Genomic DNA, 16881 nt, shown 5'->3' with positions numbered 1-16881 from the left:
TTGAGGTACCAGTCCAGGGTGAAGCCCTTCCAGATCAGCCCGCGGCGGGCCGAGTTGACCGAGAAAACCGCGACCCCCAAAAGCGGCAGGTAGAGAAACCCCATGGTCACCAGGGCCAGGGCGGCGATGACGGGGTGGGTGCGCCTCATACGTAGGCGATCTCCTTGCTGCGGCGGCGGTAGAGTTGCAGGCTGATCATGGTCAGCGCCATCAGGGCCATGCTCACCGCGGCGCCGAAGGGCCAGTCGCGGCTAGTGCCGAACTGCTGCTGGATGAGGTTGCCCACCAGCATGTACTTGGCCCCGCCCAACAGGTCCGGGACCACGAACATGCCCATGGCCGGCACGAAGGTCAGGACGATCCCCACCGAGAGGCCCGGCAGGGTCTGGGGTACGATGGCCTGGGTGAAGACCCGGGTGCGCCCGGCGTAGAGATCGTTGGCGGCCTCCACCAGGTTCCAGTCCAGGCGCTCGACGCTGGCGTAAAGGGGCAGGGCCACGAAGGGCAGGAACATCGAAACCATGCCGATGTAGACGGCGAAGGCGTTGGGGTAAAGGGGCGCCCCTTCGGCAATGAACCCCAAATAGGCCGCCAGCCGGGCGAAGGGCAGCTCCGGGGCCAGGATCAGAAACCAGGCGTAGGTGCGGATGACCATGTTGGTCCAGAAGGGGATGATCACCAGGGTCAGCCACAGGTAGCGGCTGCGTGCGGGCCGGGCGGCGATGAAGAAGCACAGTGGATAGGAGAGGACCACCGAGATCAGGGTGGTGAAGAAAGCCACCACCACCGAGCGCCACAGGATCATGAGGTAGTCCGCGGTCCAGCCGAAGAGGCTGAAACCGGCCAGGCGCTTGTAGTTCTCCAGGGTGAACTGCCACTCCAGCTGCCCGTAGCTTCCCCGGGTGGCCAGGCTCACCGCCACCAGCACCAGGCCCGGCAGGACGATGAAGACCACCAGCCAGAGCATGCCGGGAATCAGAAACAGCGCCCCGCGCCGCAGCAGGCTGCGGCGGGTGGTCAACTCTCCGTACCAGACCAGCAGTCTATGCATCCTCGGTCTCCTCCAGCGGCACCAGCCGCTCGGGCAGCAGCTCAAGCCACACCTGGTCGCCGGGCTTCAGGCCCCGGTGGCGGTTGGTGCGGATCCGCAGCGGCCCGGGGTCCAGCCAGAGGTCGACATTGGTGCCGCGATAGATCGTTTCGGTCACCCGGGCGCGAATGCCGTTGAGCGCCGGCTGGTTCTCGGCGACCTGGATCCACTCGGGGCGGATCGCCACGGTGCCCTTTTGCCAGGGCGGGGTTTTTTTCAGCTGCAGAAACCCGATGGGCGTGCGGATGCCCTTGGCCTCGCGCTCGGCCGTGATGAGGTTGGCCGCCCCCAGGAACTGGGCGACGTAGCTGTTTCTGGGGGTCTCGTAGACCTCCTCGGGGGTGCCCAGCTGGATGATGCGCCCCCCGCGCATGACCGCCAGCCGGTCGCTGCAGACCAGGGCTTCGCTCTGGTCGTGGGTGACCAGGATGAAAGTTTTCTTCAGCTTGCGCTGCAGCCGGCGCAGGTCCACCTGCACCTGGGCCCGCAGGCGGGCGTCCAGGGCGGACATCGGCTCGTCCAAGAGCAGAATCTCCGGTTCGTTGACCAGCGCCCGGGCCAGGGCCACGCGCTGCTTCTGGCCGCCGGAGAGCTGATGGGGAAAGCGGCTGCGCATCTCATCCAAGCCCAGCATCTCCAGGCGGCGCGTGACCCGGCGCGCGACCTCGTCGGCGGCGAATTTGCGCGAACGCAGGCCGAAGGCGACGTTCTCGAAAATGTTCAGATGGGGAAAGAGGGCGTAGCTCTGGAAAACGGTGTTGACCTGGCGCTTGGCGGCCGGCAGGGCCGTGATGTCGGCGCCGGCCAGGCGGACCGTCCCTGAATCCGGCAGCTCCAGGCCGGCGATGATCCGCAGCAGGGTTGTCTTACCGCACCCCGAGGGCCCCAGGAGGGTGAAAAACTCGCCGGCCCTGACGCGCAGGTCCACATCGCTGAGGGCTGTCACATCCCCAAAGCGTTTGTTGATGCCGCGCACCAGCAGCCCCAGGCCGTCCTCCGGGGGCGTTGCGGCCTCCGTTTCATTTATCAGGGGCATCGTCTTTTCGGATTCAAAGGGGTTCGGCATCGAACCGACCTTCCTATGTTCGGGTCATGGGCGTGTAACCTGGATCCCGGCGACTGCGGCCAGCCGGCTGGCGGGTGCCGGAAGGCTGTCGAGAATGACCCGCCGGATGGGCAGGCGGGTTTACAGGTCGGGCGGTTTACCGATCTTGAGGAAGCGGGGTGCGAAAGACGGCCGAGCGGCGGGAGGTCCTGCCAGAAGCGCGGCCGGCGGGGTGATTGGCGGGTCAGCCGGTATTCGCATAAAAGACCTTCGGGTAAAAATGGCGGCCTAAAAAAATGAATTGAAATTATTCAAGCATGGTTTTCTCTTGAAATCAAATTGTTTTGTTGACAAGAAAAAAAGAGCAGGCAAAAAGTCCCTACCCGGGGCGTTTCGGACGCCCCGCGGCGGTCTGCGGCCGGTGTGGCGGGTGGATCGGTGACGGGTCCCAACGGCTGCGGATTGAGCCGCCGAAGGCCCGAGAAAAACGAAAGGAAACTAGCGGCATGCGACGCAAACACAGCGAGGTGAGCGACCCGGCGCAAATCACGGCGATTCTGGTGGCCGCCACCATCGGCCGCCTGGCGACGGTGGGCGCCGACGGCACCCCATACATCACCCCGGTCAACTACGTCTTTTTCGAGGGCAATATCTTCTTCCACTGCGCGCCGGCCGGGGAAAAGCTGGACAACATCGCCCGCGAGCCCAGGGTCTGTTTCGAGGTCGACATCCCCCTGGCTTACCTGGATGTGGGCTTCTATCCGGACCGCGGCAGCTGCAACCTGCACCAGCTCTACCACTGTGTCATCATCCGGGGAACCGCGGCGGTGGTGCCCGACGGGCCGCGCAAGGTTGCGGCCTTAAACGCGCTGGTGGCGCACCACGAACCCGGCGGAAATTTCGTGCCGGTCACCGCGGACATGCCGGCCTGCAGGGCCTGCACGGTGGTCGAGGTGACCCCCGCATCCATCACGGCCAAAAGCGACCTGCTCCAGAACAAGCCCGAGGCCCAACGCCTGGCCATCGCCCGCCACCTCAAGCAGCGCGGGCGGCCCGGGGACCGTCGGGCGGTGGCCGCCCTGGGCTTCGATCCGGACCGGATCTAGACGGCGCGCCGGTCCGGCCTCCGGCGGCCCCGGTTTCAGTTTTTTTTTACCAATACCCTCAGATTGGGAGGTCCGCGATGATCGCGCGCGAGGTGATGGACACCCGGTTTCACTGCCTGCAGCCCGAGGACACGATCGCCATGGCGGTCAGGCGCTTCAAGACCAGCAGCGACGCCGAGGGGAAAAAAATCTTCGGCATGATGGTCACCGACAGCGGCGGCCGGCTGGTGGGGATGCTGTCGATGCACGACATCCTGCTCTTCATCCAGCCCAAGCACGTGGAGATCTGGGGCGAAATCGAGGATGTCGACCCCGAACCGATTTTCGAGGGGCTGCTGGCGCGTGTTCGGAACATCCGGGTCGCCGACATCATGACCACTGAGCTCGTCACCATCAAGCCGGACACCCATCTTCTGGTCATCGTCGATTTGATGATCAAGCGCCACATCCGCCGGGTGCCGGTGGTCGAGGGCGAGGCGGTGGTGGGGATCGTCTATCGCTCGGATCTTTTCTACCACCTCCTGCGGCGCTTCGTCGCTTAAGTCGAAACCGCCCGTCGCCTGCCGCGGCGCCCCCGCCGCAGTCCGAGGCCTGCACCGTGATCCGGGAACAGGGAGGAACCATGCCGATTGTGGAACAACGCAGCGTGCTGACCGGCCTGCAGGTCAAAGAGGCCATGCGCCGCGACGTGCAGCGGATGGCCGCCGACCGTTCACTGGCGGCCTGCATCCGGCGCATGGTCAAGTTCAAGGGCAACGCGCTGCTGGTGGACGCCCCGGCGGCGGGAGCGCCGATCGGGGTGGTGTCCCGGACCGACCTGATGGGCGCCTACTACGCCGGCCTGCCACTGGAAACTCCCGTAGCGGATATTCTGGCCGGGCCGCCGCGGTTTTGCTTTCCCGATGACGGGCTGGAGGACGCCCTCGACCTGATGCGGCAGGAGGGGATCCACCGGCTCTACGTGCGCGGCGCCGGGCCCGCGGAAATCGTGGGGGTCATCGCGTTTGCCGACATCGTCGGGCTGCTCTACCGCTTCTGCCGCTTTTGCAGCCAGAGCCGGCGCAAGGCCAAAACGCCGGATGGGGCCCTGGCCCGGCTGAGGGTCGGGGAGGTGATGAGCCCGCTGGGGGCGGCCTGCGGTCCCGGGGACCCCATTGAAACGGTGGTCGAGACCCTTTCCGCCCACCGCTTCGGGGCGGTTTTGGTTGCCGGCGCCCGGGGCGAGCCGCTGGGGGTGGTCTCCAAGACCGACCTGATGGTGGCCTACCTGCACGGGGAGCCCACCGCTGCCGCCGCCGAGAGGGTCATGACCTCGCCGGTGGCCGTCTGCAGCGCCCAGGCGCTGCTCTCCGAGGCGATCCAGCAGATGCTGCTGACGGACGTCCAGCGGCTTTTTGTCACCGGCACCGAAGCTCCGGCGGTGGTCGGGGTGCTGTCACTCTCCGATGCCGCCCGTTTTCGCTCCGGCACCTGCCGGGCCTGTGTGACCAGCCGGCTGATGACGGAAGATTAGCCGCTGCGGTCAGTCGGCTCTCTGAAATCCTACGGGTGCTTTGGGGGCTTCCCGGGGCCTGCCGCTGGAGGTTTCTATAGACTTCGAAATACTGCGCCATGACCTCATTGCCATCTGTCATTTCTTCTGATACCCCTCTTGTGTTCGTGAAAGATTTTTTCCCTGCCCCGGGAGACCCGAATGAAATTTTTAAAGCGCATCTTGGGCATCTGTGAAACCCCGGCGCCGGCCTGCGCGGCGGCCTGGTCGGTTGCGGGCCGAACGGTCAGATTGGATCTGGCGCGTTTGCCCGAGCTTGCCCCGGCGGGCGGGGCGCTGCGCCTGGAGGGCCGCGGGCTGCCCCAAAGACTGCTGGTTGTGCGCGCACAGGACGGTGCTTTGCACGCCTTTGGCAACCGCTGCAGCCACATGGGACGCCGCATCGACCCGCTGCCCGGTACTGACCGGCTGCAGTGCTGCAGCGTGTCCAAATCGACCTATTCATACAACGGCGAGCCCCTTTCGGGGGCCGCCCGTGGGGCGCTCAAAACCTTTGGGGTTTCCGTCAGCGGCAACGAAGCGAAGATCACGCTCTAATCCGGCGGCAAACCCGATCGGCAGCCGGCCGACCACACGAGGAGTCATGAACCCACCTTTACCCAGCAAATCCGCGGCCGAACCCAAGGCCCCCGACCGGGAACCGGCCGCGGTCTTCCCCGCCCAGGATGGTTGGTGCCGCGATTACCGCGGGCGGCGTTTCAGCTACGACCAGGCCCTGGAGCTGATCCGCGGGTTTCACGGCCATCTGGCCCCCGGCCTGGTGATCGGCGTCAAGATGGTGAGCCTGGCCATGGCGCGCCTGCCGCGGGACCTGATTTTTGACGCCTTCTGCGAGACCCGCAGCTGTCTTCCCGATGCGGTTCAGCTCCTGACCCCCTGCACCATCGGCAACGGCTGGCTGCGGATCGTCGATTTGGGGCGCTTTGCCGTCGCGCTTTACGACAAGACGGACGGCAGCGGCGTGCGGGTGTTCATCGATGCCGCGAAACTGCATGCCTGGCCGGAATTTGACACCTGGCTTAACAAACGCAAGCCCAAACAAGAACAGGATATCGAGCGCCTTTTTGCCGAAATCCATGCGGCCGGCGAGCGGGTCCTGGGGGTGTGCGCAGTTCGGGTCGCACCCCCTTTCTTAGGCAAGCACGGCAAAGGCCCGATCACCATCTGCCCCGTCTGTGGCGAGCCCTATCCCCTTTCCACCGGCGGCATTTGCAAAGGCTGCCAGGGTGAGGCCCCCTACATCCCCTCCGCTCCGGATCCGGCCGGCCCCTGAGTGCCGGGCAAGGGGCCGGCCAGCGGTTTTGGCAACGGGAAGTGACCGCCCGATGGCCTTCGCTTCCGAAACGCCCCCAAACCCATGATGCCACTTCCGGTCGACACTATTTTGGCCAATCTCAAACAGGCCCTGCGGGACAGCCCCAACGTCGTCCTGCAGGCGCCCCCCGGGGCCGGTAAAACCACCCGCGTGCCGCCGGCCCTGTTGACGGAGTGCTGGCTGGCGGGCAAGCGCCTGATTCTGCTGGAGCCCCGGCGCATGGCCGCCCGCCGGGCGGCGGATTACATGGCCCGCCAGATGGGCCAGGAAGTGGGCCAAACCGTAGGCTACCGGGTGCGCCTGGACAGCCGGGTGGGTCCCGAGACCCGCATCGAGGTGGTCACCGAGGGGGTGCTGACCCGCCTGCTGCAGCGCGACCCGGCCCTGGAGGGGGTGGGGGCGGTGATCTTCGACGAGTTTCACGAGCGCAGCCTGGACGGCGACCTGGCCCTGGCGCTGTGTCTGGATCTGCAGGCGGCCTTGAACCAAGCGCTGCGCCTGCTGGTGATGTCCGCCACCCTGGAGGCCGCGCCGCTGGGCCGTCTGCTGGGCGGGGCGCCGCTGATAGGCTGCCGCGGCCGCATTTGGCCGGTTGAAACCGTTTACCTGCCGCCGCGGCCGGGCCTTTCCATCGAACGCGCCACGGCGGCCGCCGTGCAGCGGGCGGCGCGCCGGGAGGCGGGCAGCATCCTGGCTTTTCTATCCGGTGCCGCCGAGATCCGGCGGGTCGCCAGGCTCCTGCAGGATGCCGGTCCGGGTCCCGGCTGGGAGATCCACCCCCTTTACGGCGGCCTGCCCCGGGCGGCCCAGGACCGGGCCGTCGAACCGGCGCCGGCCGGCCGCCGCAAGGTGGTCCTGGCCACCAATATCGCGGAGACCAGCCTGACCATCGAGGGGGTGCGGGTGGTGGTGGACAGCGGGTTTTGCCGCCAGGCCCAGGTCGATGTGGCCAGCGGTATGACCCGCCTGGTCACCCGCCGAATTTCTCGGGCCGCGGCCGAGCAGCGGCGGGGGCGGGCCGGCCGGAGTGAGCCGGGGGTCTGCTACCGCCTGTGGTCCCCCGAAACCGACGCCTCACTGGCGGCCTTCAGCCCGCCCGAAATTCTGGAGGCCGATCTGGCCGGGCTGGCACTGGAGCTCGCCGTCTGGGGCGTGGCCGCCCCGGGTGAACTGTCCTGGCTGGACCCGCCCCCGGCGGCGGCCTTTGCCCAGGCCCGGGAGCTCTTGGACGCTCTGGGGGCGCTTGACGCCGGCGGGCGGGTGACCGCCCACGGCCGCGCCATGTCCCAGCTGCCCCTGCATCCGCGCCTGGCCCACATGCTGCTGATGGCCGCGGCCCAAGGGCAGGGATCGCTGGCCGCGCTTTTGGCCGCAATCCTCAGCGAACGCGACCCCCTGCACTTTCCGCCCGGTCAGGGCGATAGCGACCTGCAGCTGCGCGTCGATGCGCTGGAGGCCCTGGCGGCCGGTCGGCCGCTGCCCGGGCCGGCCCTGGACCCAGCCGCCGGGCGGCAGATTCTGCGCGCAGCCGCCCAGCTGCGCCGCCGCTTGAAGCTCGGCGCGGGACGCTCAGGCGGCCGCGATCTCGGGCGGCTTCTGGCCTGGGCCTACCCCGAGCGGGTGGCCCGCCGCCGCCCAGGCTGCGCGGGGCGCTTTCTAATGGTCTGCGGCCGGGGGGCGGTCTTCGACGCGGCAGAGCCGCTGGCCGCTGCCGACTATGTGGTGGCCGCGCATCTGGACGGCGACCGGCGCGAGGCGCGCGTTTTCTTAGCCGCCGGCTACGACGTGGTCACCCTGGAAGATCAGTTTGGCGACCGGATCCGCCGCTGTCAGGAAATTTCCTGGGACCCCGGCCGGCAGGCGGTGACGGTCCGCGAGACTACCCGTCTGGGGGCCCTGGTGCTCGCCAGCCGGCCGCTGGCTACACCGGATGCCGGGCGAGTGCAGGCCGCCCTGCTGGCGGGCATCCGCCAAAGCGGGCTGGGCTGCCTGCCGTGGACCCCGGCGCTGCAGCGCTGGCGCCAGCGGGTGCTCTTTGCCGGCCGGTTGGCCGCAGGGCAGGGGGGCCGCTGGCCGGATTTCTCGGACGAGGCGCTGCTGGAGAACCTGGCCCATTGGTTGGGCCCCTCGCTTGGCGGTTTGCTGCGACTCAAGGACCTCACCCCGGCGGCCCTGAAGCAGGCCCTGGAGGGTCTGCTGGACTGGGAGCAGCGCCGCCGGCTGGACTTTCTGGCACCCACCCATCTGACGGTTCCCAGCGGCTCGCGCCTGCCACTGGACTACGGCCAGGACCCGCCGGTGCTGGCCGTGCGCATCCAGGAGGTGTTCGGCGCGTCTGTCACCCCCGCCGTGGCCGGCGGGCGGGTGCCGGTGGTCCTGCACCTGCTCTCCCCGGCGGGCCGCCCCCTGCAGGTCACCCGGGATCTGGCCCATTTCTGGCAAAACGCCTATCAGGCCGTCAAAAGGGAGATGCGCGGCCGCTACCCCCGCCACCCGTGGCCGGACGACCCCCTGCAGGCCCCGGCCACCCGCCGCGCCAAACCCCGCAAGGCCCATTAAGGCGCTTTCCCTGCCTTTACTGTGACCCCTTTTGGGGCTGGTCCCACAATTTTTTTGCCCGATCGATCCCTTCGAAAAAACGGCATCCAAACGGGTTTTGAAGTTTACCCCGTGCGTTTCTGATCCCGCGCCGATCCCGGTGGTGATTTTCGGTCGGCGTGTTTTATATTGGGTGTGTTACGCCACAACCATGAAATCAAGATCATGCCTGTAACCTGCAAAAGGAGCGAAGATATGAAACTCTGGTTTCCCATCATGGGTATGGCCGTGATGGCCATGATGCTCGGCCCCGCCTCGGGTCCGCGCAAAAGCGGGGCCGCCGAAGGGGGCCCGTCCCCCGGCGAGGAGGGGCTGGAAGTGGCCACCTTTGCCGGCGGCTGTTTCTGGTGCAGCGAATCGGATTTTGAGAAGGTCGCCGGGGTGGTGCGGGTGGTCTCTGGCTACACCGGCGGGCCCGAACAAAACCCCACCTACCAGCAGGTTTCCTCGGGCCGGACCGGCCACTACGAGGCCGTTCAGGTTCATTTCGACCCGCGCGAGGTGAGCTACCGCCGGCTGCTGGAGGTCTTCTGGCGCCACGTCAACCCTACCGATGGCGGTGGGCAGTTCGTGGACCGCGGGCCCCAGTACCGGACCGCGATCTTCTACCATGACGACGACCAGCGCCGGGAGGCGGAGGCCTCCAAGGCGGCCCTGGCCGACGCCGGCGTTTTCGCAGCCCCGGTGGTGACCCCCATCCTCCCGTTCACCGCGTTTTATCCGGCCGAGGACTACCACCAGGACTTCTACAAGAAGAGCCCGGAGCGCTACAGCTCCTACCGGCGCCACTCGGGCCGGGATCAGTTCATCCGGCAGGTCTGGGGGGACCGGGACCCGGCCGTTATCACCAACGAGGCCGCCGCAAAACCGGTCTACACCCGGCCGGACGACGACGTCCTGCGCAGCCGCCTGACCCCGCTGCAGTATCAGGTCACCCGCCAGGACGGCACCGAGCCGCCCTTCCGCAACGCTTACTGGGACAACAAGGAACCGGGGATCTACGTGGATGTGGTCAGCGGCGAGCCGCTCTTCAGCTCCACCGACAAGTTCGATTCCGGCACCGGCTGGCCCAGCTTCACCCGGCCGCTTGAGCCCGAAAACGTCGTTACCCGCAGCGACCGCAGCCTCTTCATGGTGCGTACCGAAGTGCGCAGCCGGCATGCCGACTCCCACCTGGGGCACGTTTTCGAGGACGGCCCGCCACCCACCGGCCTGCGCTACTGCATCAACTCGGCCGCGCTGCGCTTCATCCCCAGCGGTGCGCTTGAAAAGGAGGGCTACGGCCAGTATCGCAGCCTGTTCGAGGCGCAGTAGACGGAAAGACGGTAAAGCCGGCCTTCGGGCCGGCTCAGCCCGGCAGGCGGCCTTCTTCCACCCCGTGGCAGGCCACCCGGGTCTCTTGGCCGCTGGGTCGCAGCCTCGGCACCTCGCGCGCGCAGCGCGCGTCGGCATGCGGGCAGCGTCCGTGAAAGACGCAGCCCGTGGGGAGGTTGATGGGGGTGGGTACGTCACCCTTGAGGCGTTCGTGCTGAAAGCCTTTTTCCCCCAACCTCGGGATGGCGGAAAGCAGCGCCTGGGTGTAGGGGTGACGCGGCCGCTCGAAAAGGGCATCGATGGTGGCCAGTTCGCACAGGGTGCCGAGGTACATGACAGCGACCCGGCTGGATATGTGCTCTACCACCGAAAGGTCGTGGCTGATGAAAAGGTATGTCAGGCTGCGCTTTTCCTGGAGTTCCATCATCAGGTTGAGGATCTGGGCCTGGATGGAGACATCCAGGGCCGCGATGGGCTCGTCGGCCACGATGAATTCGGGGTCCACCGCCAGGGCCCGGGCGATGGAAATCCGCTGGCGCTGGCCGCCGGAGAACTCGTGGGGGTAGCGCTCCTGCCATTCCGGGTCGACGCCCACCTGGCGCATGACTTCGGCAACCCTGTCCTGACCCTCGCCAACGGAAATTCCCGGCCGGTGAAAGCGGATGGGCTCCTCCAGGATTTGGCGCACGCTCATGCGGGGGTTGAGCGAGGCGTAGGGGTCTTGAAAGACCATCTGCATCCGGGTGCGGTAAGGCTTGAGACGCTCTCGGGACAGGTGGTCGATGCGCTTGCCGCGGTAGTGGACCTCGCCGGCTTCGGGCGGGTACAGGCGCATCACTGTACGGGCCAGGGTCGACTTGCCGCAGCCGCTTTCACCCACCACGCTGACCGTTTCGCCTTCAAGGATGTCGAAACTGACGCCGTTGACGGCCCTCACCAGGGTTTGCCTGCGGGAAAAACGCCCGCCCTCGAACCTGACCTGGTCCAGCCATCCGCCCGAGATGTCGAAGTGCTTGTAGAGGTCTCGGATACTGACCAGCGTGTTGGTCTTCATAAGGCTTCCTTGGTCCCTCAGTTCAGCAGGTGGCAGGCCGCCAGGCATCCGGTCGCCTTGGGTTCCAGCGGCGGCACCCGACGGCGGCAGATCTCTTCGCACAGCGTACAGCGGTTGTTGAAAGGGCAGCCCTCGGGCACCCGGGTGAGGTTGGGCATCATGCCCGGAATCTGGTTGAGCCGTTTGCCCCGGGGAACCCGCTGGGGCAGGGCGCCCAGCAGACCCCGGGTGTAAGGGTGCTGGGGATTGTTGGCGACCTGATCGGTGGGGCCGATCTCCACGATCGTTCCGGCATACATGACGGCAATCCGTTGGGCAACCTGGGAGACCACCGCCAGATCGTGGGTGATCAGGATCAACCCCATTTTATCGGATTCGCACAGACCCAGCAGCAGGGCCATGATGTCGGCCTGGATGGTCACGTCCAGGGCGGTGGTGGGTTCGTCCGCGATGATCAGCGCCGGCGCGTTCAAGAGCGCGATGGCGATCACAATGCGCTGGCGCATGCCGCCGGAAAATTCGTGGGGGTACTGCTGGAGACGCTTTTCCGGAGAGGGAATAGCCACTTTGCGGATGCGGTCCAGGGCGATCTCGGTGGCTTCCGCCCGGCTGATCGACCTATGGGCCAGAATCGTCTCCACCATCTGGGTGCCGATGGTGAGCACCGGGTTCAGGGTCATCATCGGGTCCTGGAAGATCATGCTGATCCGGTTGCCGCGGATCTTTCTCAGCTCCTCCTCCGGCAGCGCCGTCAGCTCGCGCCCCTCGAAGGTCAGGCGGCCGCCGGCGATGTAGCCGGGTTTGCTCACCAGATTGAGAATCCCGAAACCGGTTACGGACTTGCCCGCGCCGGACTCGCCCACAATCCCCAGACGGTCTCCCCGCGCCAGGTCGAAGCTTACCCGGTTGACGGCGGTCAGGTCGCCGTGGCGCAGCCTGAACTTGATTTCCAGATCCCTGACGGACAAAAGCGGTTCCCGGGCCACGGCTACTCCTTGTAAAGCTTGGGGTTGAGAAAGTCGCGGAGCCAGTCGCCCAGCAGGTTGATGGAAAGAATCAGGATTACCAGGGCCAGCCCCGGAAAGAGCGTGATCCACCACGAGCCGCTGAAGATGTAGTCGAAACCGGCCTTGATCAGTGAGCCCAGGGAAGGGCGCGTGACCGGCATGCCCAGCCCGATGAAGGAAAGCGCCGCCTCGCTCATGATGGCGTTGGCCACCTGGACGGTGGAGATCACCAGCACCGGGGTGAGGGTGTTGGGCAGAATGTGGCGCCACATGATCCGGCGCGGGGGCAGGCCGATGACCCGGGCGGCTTCGACGTATTCCTTTTTTTTCTCCGCCAGCACCGAGGCCCGCACGGTCCGGGCGTACTGGGGCCACTCGGCAAAGCCGATGATGATGATCAGCAGGGGGATGGCCAGCTGCTCGTACCTGCCCATGCCGAAAGCGGCCTGGAACAGGGCACCGAAAAAGATGGCCACCATATAGGTCGAAAACGAGAGCTGCACGTCCGCCAGGCGCATCAGGAAGGCATCGAAGCGCCCGCCGCGGTAGCCGGCCACCAGTCCAACGCAGATGCCCATGAGTGCTTGCAGGGCCACCGCTCCCAACCCGATGAGGATCGACACCCGCATTCCGTAGAGCATGGTGGAGAGCATGTCGCGCCCCTGGGAATCGGTTCCCAGCGGAAAGCGCGCATCGCTCTGCTCCAGCCAGGCCGGCGGCACTTCCGAATCCATGATGTCGATCGTACTGGTGTCGTAGGGGTCGTGGGGTGCTATCAGAGGCGCCCCGAAACTGATGATCACCAGGGCCGCCAAACAGATGAAGCTGCCCATGGCCATGGGGTCGCGCAGAAAACTGTGCAGAAAATAGGAGCTTTTAAACCGTCGCCACCCCTGCATGGTCATTTCCTCCCGGCGATGCGGACCATGGGGTTGACCAGGCCGTAGATCAGATCCACCAAGGTGTTGACGGTAACGAAAAGGATGCCCACAAAAACCAGGTAGGCCACGATCAGGGAAGTGTCGGCGCGATCCACCGCCTCGATGAACATGGCGCCCATGCCCTGCCACTGGAACACCGTCTCGGTCAGGATCGTGAAAGCGATCAGGGTGCCGAGCTGCACGCCGCCCACGGTAATGACCGGAAGCAGGGTGTTCTTGAAGGCGTGCACCAGCAGCACCCGCCAGGGTTTAAGTCCCTTGGCGCGGGCATACTTGACGTACTCGGTTTCTAAAACTTCCTTCATCTCGGCGCGGATCAGGCGGATGAAGAGCGGCAGCATGATGGAGGACAGGGCGATGCTCGGCAGGATCAGGTGCTTGAGCCCGTCGGCGGTGAAGTAGCCCGACTGCCAGCCCGGAAAGAGCGTCACCAGCTCGCCGCGGCCGAAGGACGGCAGCCACCCCAGGCCCACCGAAAAGACATAGATCAAGAGGATGGCCGTCAGAAAGACCGGGATGGACACGCCCACGATACTGACTCCCATGAAAAAACGCGACAGCCACGCGCGCGGCAGGATGGCCGCGTAGATGCCGATGGGGATCGAGAGCAGAATCACCAGCATGGAGGTTGAGAAAACCAGTTCAAGCGTGGCTGGCGCCTTGCTGAGAATCACCTGCATGGCCGGCCGCTTGAAATAAAAGGAGTTGCCGAGGTCTCCCTGCAGGGCCCGGCCCAGAAACCGTCCCCACTGCACCAGAAACGGGTCGTTCAGACCGAGTTTTTCCCGCAGGGCGTCGCGCTCCGCAGCCGAAACCGAGATGCCGGTGATCTCCCGCACCGGGTCGCCCACCGACTGCTTGATGGTGAACCCGATCAGGCTGATCACCAGCATCACGAAAACGGCCTGTGTTACGCGGCGGATAAAAAAAGCGATCATGGGTCAGTGCGCCTTGCCTATTCCATCACCAGATCCCCGAAGTAGGGGAAGTTCATGACGTTGACGATGTCGTTGGCGTTCTTGAGCTTGTCGCTGCCGGCCCACGAGAGCATCTGCCAGTGCAGCGGAATAAAGGCCGCTTCATTGTAAAGGATGCGCTCGACTTCCTGCAGCATGGCGGCGCGCTTGGCCAGATCGGTTTCGGTCTGGGAGGCCAGGGTCAGCTCGTCCACCTTGGGGTTGCAGTAGTTGCCGGAGTTGTACTGGCCGTAGCCGGTCTCCTTGTTGGGGCACATGTAGAGAAACTCGTAGAAGTTGGCGGAATCCTCGGTGTCGGAGTGCCAGCCGATCATCTGGATGTCGGCCACCTGGGCGTCGAACTCGTCCCAGTACTGGGCCTTGGGCATGGTCTTGAGCTCCACCTTGATGTTGATTTTGGAGAGCATCGAGGCCACCGCCTCGGATATTTTCTCGTCGTTGACGTAGCGGTTGTTGGGGGCGATCATGGAAACGGTAAACCCCTTCTCGTAGCCGGCTTCCTTCATCAATGCCTGGGCCTTTTTGAGGTCAAAGCGCGGCGTGAGCTCTTCGGCGTAGCCCAGGTAGCCGTTGGGGGAGTTCTGGGCGGCGGCCGTGGCGCGGTCCTTCATGATCTTCTGGACGATACCCGCGTTGTTGACGGCGTAAACCATCGCCTGGCGCACGCGCGCGTCCTTGAACTCGGCGCGACGCTTTTGGTTGGGCTGAAAGGTGATGATCCGTGAGCCGGGCATGGTGATCAGCTGGATCCCTTTGGTCTTCTCGATGCGGTCGAAATCCTGGGGGGGCACCGGCATGATGAAGTCGACGTCGCCCGCCAGCAGGGCCGCCAGGCGGGTGGCATCCTCGGCGATGGGGGTCAGGACGATGGTGTCGACGTTGCCCGCGTTTTTGTCCCAGTATTCAGGGAAAGCCTTGAGAACCCATTTCTGGCCCTGTTCCCGAGTTTCCACGAAGTAGCGGCCGGTGCCCGATTCGTGCTCGTTGGCAAAGGAGTGCTCGGTCTTGACGATGGCGTCCTTGGCCAGGCCTTTCTCGTCGGTTCCGGAATAGAAAGCCGAATCCATCGGGAAGATGTAGGTGCACATGTTGAGGGTCAGGCCGTAGGGTTTGTTGGTTTTGATGTCGACGGTGTGGTCGTCGACCGCCACGGCTTCCCCGAAAGGCTCGAAAAGCCCCTTGAAATCCTGGCTTTTTTTAAGCCGGGCCAGCGTCCAGACGACGTCTTTGGCGGTAAAGGGGTTGCCGGAGTGAAACTTGACGCCCTTGCGCAGGAAAAAGCGCAGCGTCAGAGGGTCGAGGCGTTCCCACTTCTCGGCCAGGCGGGGCTCGAAATCCATGGTCTTGGTCCAGCGCACCAAGGGGTCATAGACCATGTGGGAGTATTGAAGCATGCCCCCGGAGAGCTGCACATGCGGGTCGAGGGATACGGGGTCGGCGTCCATGGCCAGGCGCAGGGTCTTGGCCCCCGCCATCACAGGGCAAACCAGGAGGGCCGCAGCCAGCAGAACCAACAGCAAACGTTTCATAATTTCTCCTTTCGTGTGGGTTTCGGCTCGATCTATCCCGCCGGGGGCCCATGGATGCGGTTGACGCGCATTGCTTTCGCCCGCCGGGGGAATAGTTTCGGTAAATCATCGCCCCCCTTTCCTGTCAAGCGTTTTCCCCGGCTGTCGGGGCGCGCGCCGGCACCGCTTTTAACCCAGCCCTAACACAATCTGAAAACTCCCTGAAAGATCGGGTGCCACAAGGGAATGGACCGCTATCAATCCAAGGCCGGAGAAAGCGGCGGGTTGTAGCGCGCCGAACCAGGCCCTGGTGAAAGGAGCCCAGATGTACTGTGAAAAATACAGCGCCACCATTCCCGTCAACACCTGCATCGCCCGCCAGGAGGCGGCCCGCCGGCAGCGGCCGTTTTGGATCGGCCTGGGCGATCCCGGCTGTCGCAGTTGCAGTCAGGGGTGTCAGGTGATGCGCGATTTCCGCCTGCGGCGGGCGCGGGCGATGGTGGCGGCGGCCGGGAGGCCCTGCCGGCGAGGGCCTGAGGACGCCGGGTGCGAAGTCTATTCCAGGCGGGCTGTCGACCTTGGATCGGGTCCGTTCGGAGGGGCCCCTTTGCACCCCCGATAAACCACGTGCCGGAAGCCCCCCCGGCCGGGGCGTGCGATAGTGACTGCAAAGCCGCCTGCCCGCAGGCGGCGGTCAAAACCGGGATCGAAGTCTTCGCCCCACACGGCAAAGACCCCGCCCGGCTTGAGGGCGGCCTGGGCCCGGGCGATGGCCCCGGTGCCGTAGAGGGGGTCGCTGTGGCCGTGGGTGTGGGCGTAGGGACCGGTGTAGAGGTCCAGCACAATGGCGTCGAAAGCCGCCTGCCGGGCGGCGGCCCTGCGAATCAGGTGGGCGGCATCGGCGATTTCGACTGTCACCCGGGGGTCGTCCACGGCCGAATCGGTCAACACGGCCAACGGCCTCCGGCACCACGCCAGAACGACGGGGTTCAGCTCGGCGATGAGAACGCGGCCGGTGGCCGGCAGGAGGTCGAGGACCGCCTTCAAGGTGAAGCCCATGCCCAAGCCGCCCAGCAGCACTCCGGGCTGCGGGTGGTGTTGCAGGTGCCGGCAGGCAATCCGGCCCAGGGCGATTTCGGATCGCTGGGCCGTGCTGTTCATCAGCACCCGTCCGTCGACGGTGATCAGAAAATCCCGGGGGCCGCGCTGCTTGAGTTCCAGCCGGCCTTCCGGGGTGTCGACGCATGCCAGGCGTTGCCAGGGGAGCGCCATGGGGATCTCCTCGCTGAAAGTAAACGCCGCAGGCTTCTTGATAGTTCCGTAAAAAACCCAATTTCCGCGTTGCGCTGCATCTCGAAGTCGCTGCGGGGTACA

Annotated in this window: 15 protein-coding genes; 7 read left to right on the top strand and 8 right to left on the bottom strand. The window is 65.6% G+C overall.

Annotated features, from left to right (window positions below; all coding sequences use genetic code 11):
• Positions 1-145: 145 nt before the first annotated feature.
• Together LJE63_09220 and LJE63_09215 are read right to left on the bottom strand one after the other, a co-directional pair.
• Positions 146-1051, bottom strand: a complete 906-nt coding sequence (locus LJE63_09220; GenBank protein MCG6906795.1) for an ABC transporter permease — start codon at positions 1049-1051, stop codon at positions 146-148.
• Positions 1044-2156 carry an ABC transporter ATP-binding protein gene (locus LJE63_09215; GenBank protein ID MCG6906794.1) on the bottom strand — a complete coding sequence of 371 codons (1113 nt, stop codon included), beginning with the start codon at positions 2154-2156 and terminating at the stop codon, positions 1044-1046. The genes LJE63_09220 and LJE63_09215 overlap by 8 nt, the downstream gene beginning before the upstream one ends.
• A gap of 485 nt (positions 2157-2641) precedes the next feature.
• On the opposite strand from LJE63_09215, the gene LJE63_09210 reads away from it, so the two are divergent.
• From LJE63_09210 to msrB, 7 genes are all read left to right on the top strand, one after another.
• Entirely contained in the window at positions 2642-3241 is a 600-nt protein-coding gene (locus LJE63_09210) for a pyridoxamine 5'-phosphate oxidase family protein (GenBank protein ID MCG6906793.1), read from the top strand.
• A 77-nt stretch (positions 3242-3318) separates the two neighbouring features.
• A complete protein-coding gene (locus LJE63_09205) occupies positions 3319-3783 on the top strand; it encodes a CBS domain-containing protein (protein ID MCG6906792.1) in 465 nt (154 codons plus the stop codon).
• Positions 3784-3863: 80 nt separating this feature from the next.
• Positions 3864-4754, top strand: a complete 891-nt coding sequence (locus tag LJE63_09200) for a CBS domain-containing protein (protein ID MCG6906791.1) — start codon at positions 3864-3866, stop codon at positions 4752-4754.
• Between the two features lie 180 nt (positions 4755-4934).
• Complete coding sequence (locus LJE63_09195) at positions 4935-5330, top strand: Rieske 2Fe-2S domain-containing protein (protein MCG6906790.1); 396 nt, start codon at positions 4935-4937, stop codon at positions 5328-5330.
• 46 nt (positions 5331-5376) lie between these two features.
• Positions 5377-6066: a formylmethanofuran dehydrogenase subunit E family protein gene (locus tag LJE63_09190; GenBank protein MCG6906789.1), complete on the top strand. Its 690-nt coding sequence runs from the start codon at positions 5377-5379 to the stop codon at positions 6064-6066.
• An 84-nt stretch (positions 6067-6150) separates the two neighbouring features.
• Positions 6151-8667, top strand: a complete 2517-nt coding sequence (gene hrpB / locus LJE63_09185; protein ID MCG6906788.1) for an ATP-dependent helicase HrpB — start codon at positions 6151-6153, stop codon at positions 8665-8667.
• A gap of 234 nt (positions 8668-8901) precedes the next feature.
• A complete protein-coding gene (msrB, locus tag LJE63_09180) occupies positions 8902-10020 on the top strand; it encodes a peptide-methionine (R)-S-oxide reductase MsrB (GenBank protein ID MCG6906787.1) in 1119 nt (372 codons plus the stop codon).
• A 34-nt stretch (positions 10021-10054) separates the two neighbouring features.
• Here msrB and LJE63_09175 read toward each other — a convergent pair whose 3' ends face one another.
• The 6 genes from LJE63_09175 to LJE63_09150 form a co-directional block, all read right to left on the bottom strand.
• Positions 10055-11074 carry an ATP-binding cassette domain-containing protein gene (locus LJE63_09175; GenBank protein MCG6906786.1) on the bottom strand — a complete coding sequence of 340 codons (1020 nt, stop codon included), beginning with the start codon at positions 11072-11074 and terminating at the stop codon, positions 10055-10057.
• A gap of 17 nt (positions 11075-11091) precedes the next feature.
• Positions 11092-12060, bottom strand: coding sequence for an ABC transporter ATP-binding protein (locus tag LJE63_09170; protein MCG6906785.1), 969 nt, complete (start codon positions 12058-12060; stop codon positions 11092-11094).
• 2 nt (positions 12061-12062) lie between these two features.
• Positions 12063-12980, bottom strand: coding sequence for an ABC transporter permease (locus LJE63_09165; GenBank protein ID MCG6906784.1), 918 nt, complete (start codon positions 12978-12980; stop codon positions 12063-12065).
• A gap of 2 nt (positions 12981-12982) precedes the next feature.
• A complete protein-coding gene (locus tag LJE63_09160) occupies positions 12983-13960 on the bottom strand; it encodes an ABC transporter permease (GenBank protein ID MCG6906783.1) in 978 nt (325 codons plus the stop codon).
• Positions 13961-13977: 17 nt separating this feature from the next.
• A complete protein-coding gene (locus tag LJE63_09155) occupies positions 13978-15528 on the bottom strand; it encodes an ABC transporter substrate-binding protein (GenBank protein MCG6906782.1) in 1551 nt (516 codons plus the stop codon).
• A gap of 534 nt (positions 15529-16062) precedes the next feature.
• Positions 16063-16779: a spermidine synthase gene (locus LJE63_09150; protein MCG6906781.1), complete on the bottom strand. Its 717-nt coding sequence runs from the start codon at positions 16777-16779 to the stop codon at positions 16063-16065.
• Positions 16780-16881: the final 102 nt, after the last annotated feature.

The sequence above is a fragment of the Desulfobacteraceae bacterium genome, from assembly GCA_022340425.1.
GTDB lineage: Bacteria > Desulfobacterota > Desulfobacteria > Desulfobacterales > JAABRJ01 > JAABRJ01.
This window is presented reverse-complemented; position numbering and strand designations above follow the sequence as displayed.

Coding starts and splice junctions, on each gene's coding strand:
- LJE63_09220 (MCG6906795.1), bottom strand. CDS start 1,051: ATGCATAGACTGCTGGTCTGGTACGGAGAGTTGACCACCCGCCGCAGC.
- LJE63_09215 (MCG6906794.1), bottom strand. CDS start 2,156: ATGCCGAACCCCTTTGAATCCGAAAAGACGATGCCCCTGATAAATGAA.
- LJE63_09210 (MCG6906793.1), top strand. CDS start 2,642: ATGCGACGCAAACACAGCGAGGTGAGCGACCCGGCGCAAATCACGGCG.
- LJE63_09205 (MCG6906792.1), top strand. CDS start 3,319: ATGATCGCGCGCGAGGTGATGGACACCCGGTTTCACTGCCTGCAGCCC.
- LJE63_09200 (MCG6906791.1), top strand. CDS start 3,864: ATGCCGATTGTGGAACAACGCAGCGTGCTGACCGGCCTGCAGGTCAAA.
- LJE63_09195 (MCG6906790.1), top strand. CDS start 4,935: ATGAAATTTTTAAAGCGCATCTTGGGCATCTGTGAAACCCCGGCGCCG.
- LJE63_09190 (MCG6906789.1), top strand. CDS start 5,377: ATGAACCCACCTTTACCCAGCAAATCCGCGGCCGAACCCAAGGCCCCC.
- hrpB (MCG6906788.1), top strand. CDS start 6,151: ATGATGCCACTTCCGGTCGACACTATTTTGGCCAATCTCAAACAGGCC.
- msrB (MCG6906787.1), top strand. CDS start 8,902: ATGAAACTCTGGTTTCCCATCATGGGTATGGCCGTGATGGCCATGATG.
- LJE63_09175 (MCG6906786.1), bottom strand. CDS start 11,074: ATGAAGACCAACACGCTGGTCAGTATCCGAGACCTCTACAAGCACTTC.
- LJE63_09165 (MCG6906784.1), bottom strand. CDS start 12,980: ATGCAGGGGTGGCGACGGTTTAAAAGCTCCTATTTTCTGCACAGTTTT.
- LJE63_09160 (MCG6906783.1), bottom strand. CDS start 13,960: ATGATCGCTTTTTTTATCCGCCGCGTAACACAGGCCGTTTTCGTGATG.
- LJE63_09155 (MCG6906782.1), bottom strand. CDS start 15,528: ATGAAACGTTTGCTGTTGGTTCTGCTGGCTGCGGCCCTCCTGGTTTGC.
- LJE63_09150 (MCG6906781.1), bottom strand. CDS start 16,779: ATGGCGCTCCCCTGGCAACGCCTGGCATGCGTCGACACCCCGGAAGGC.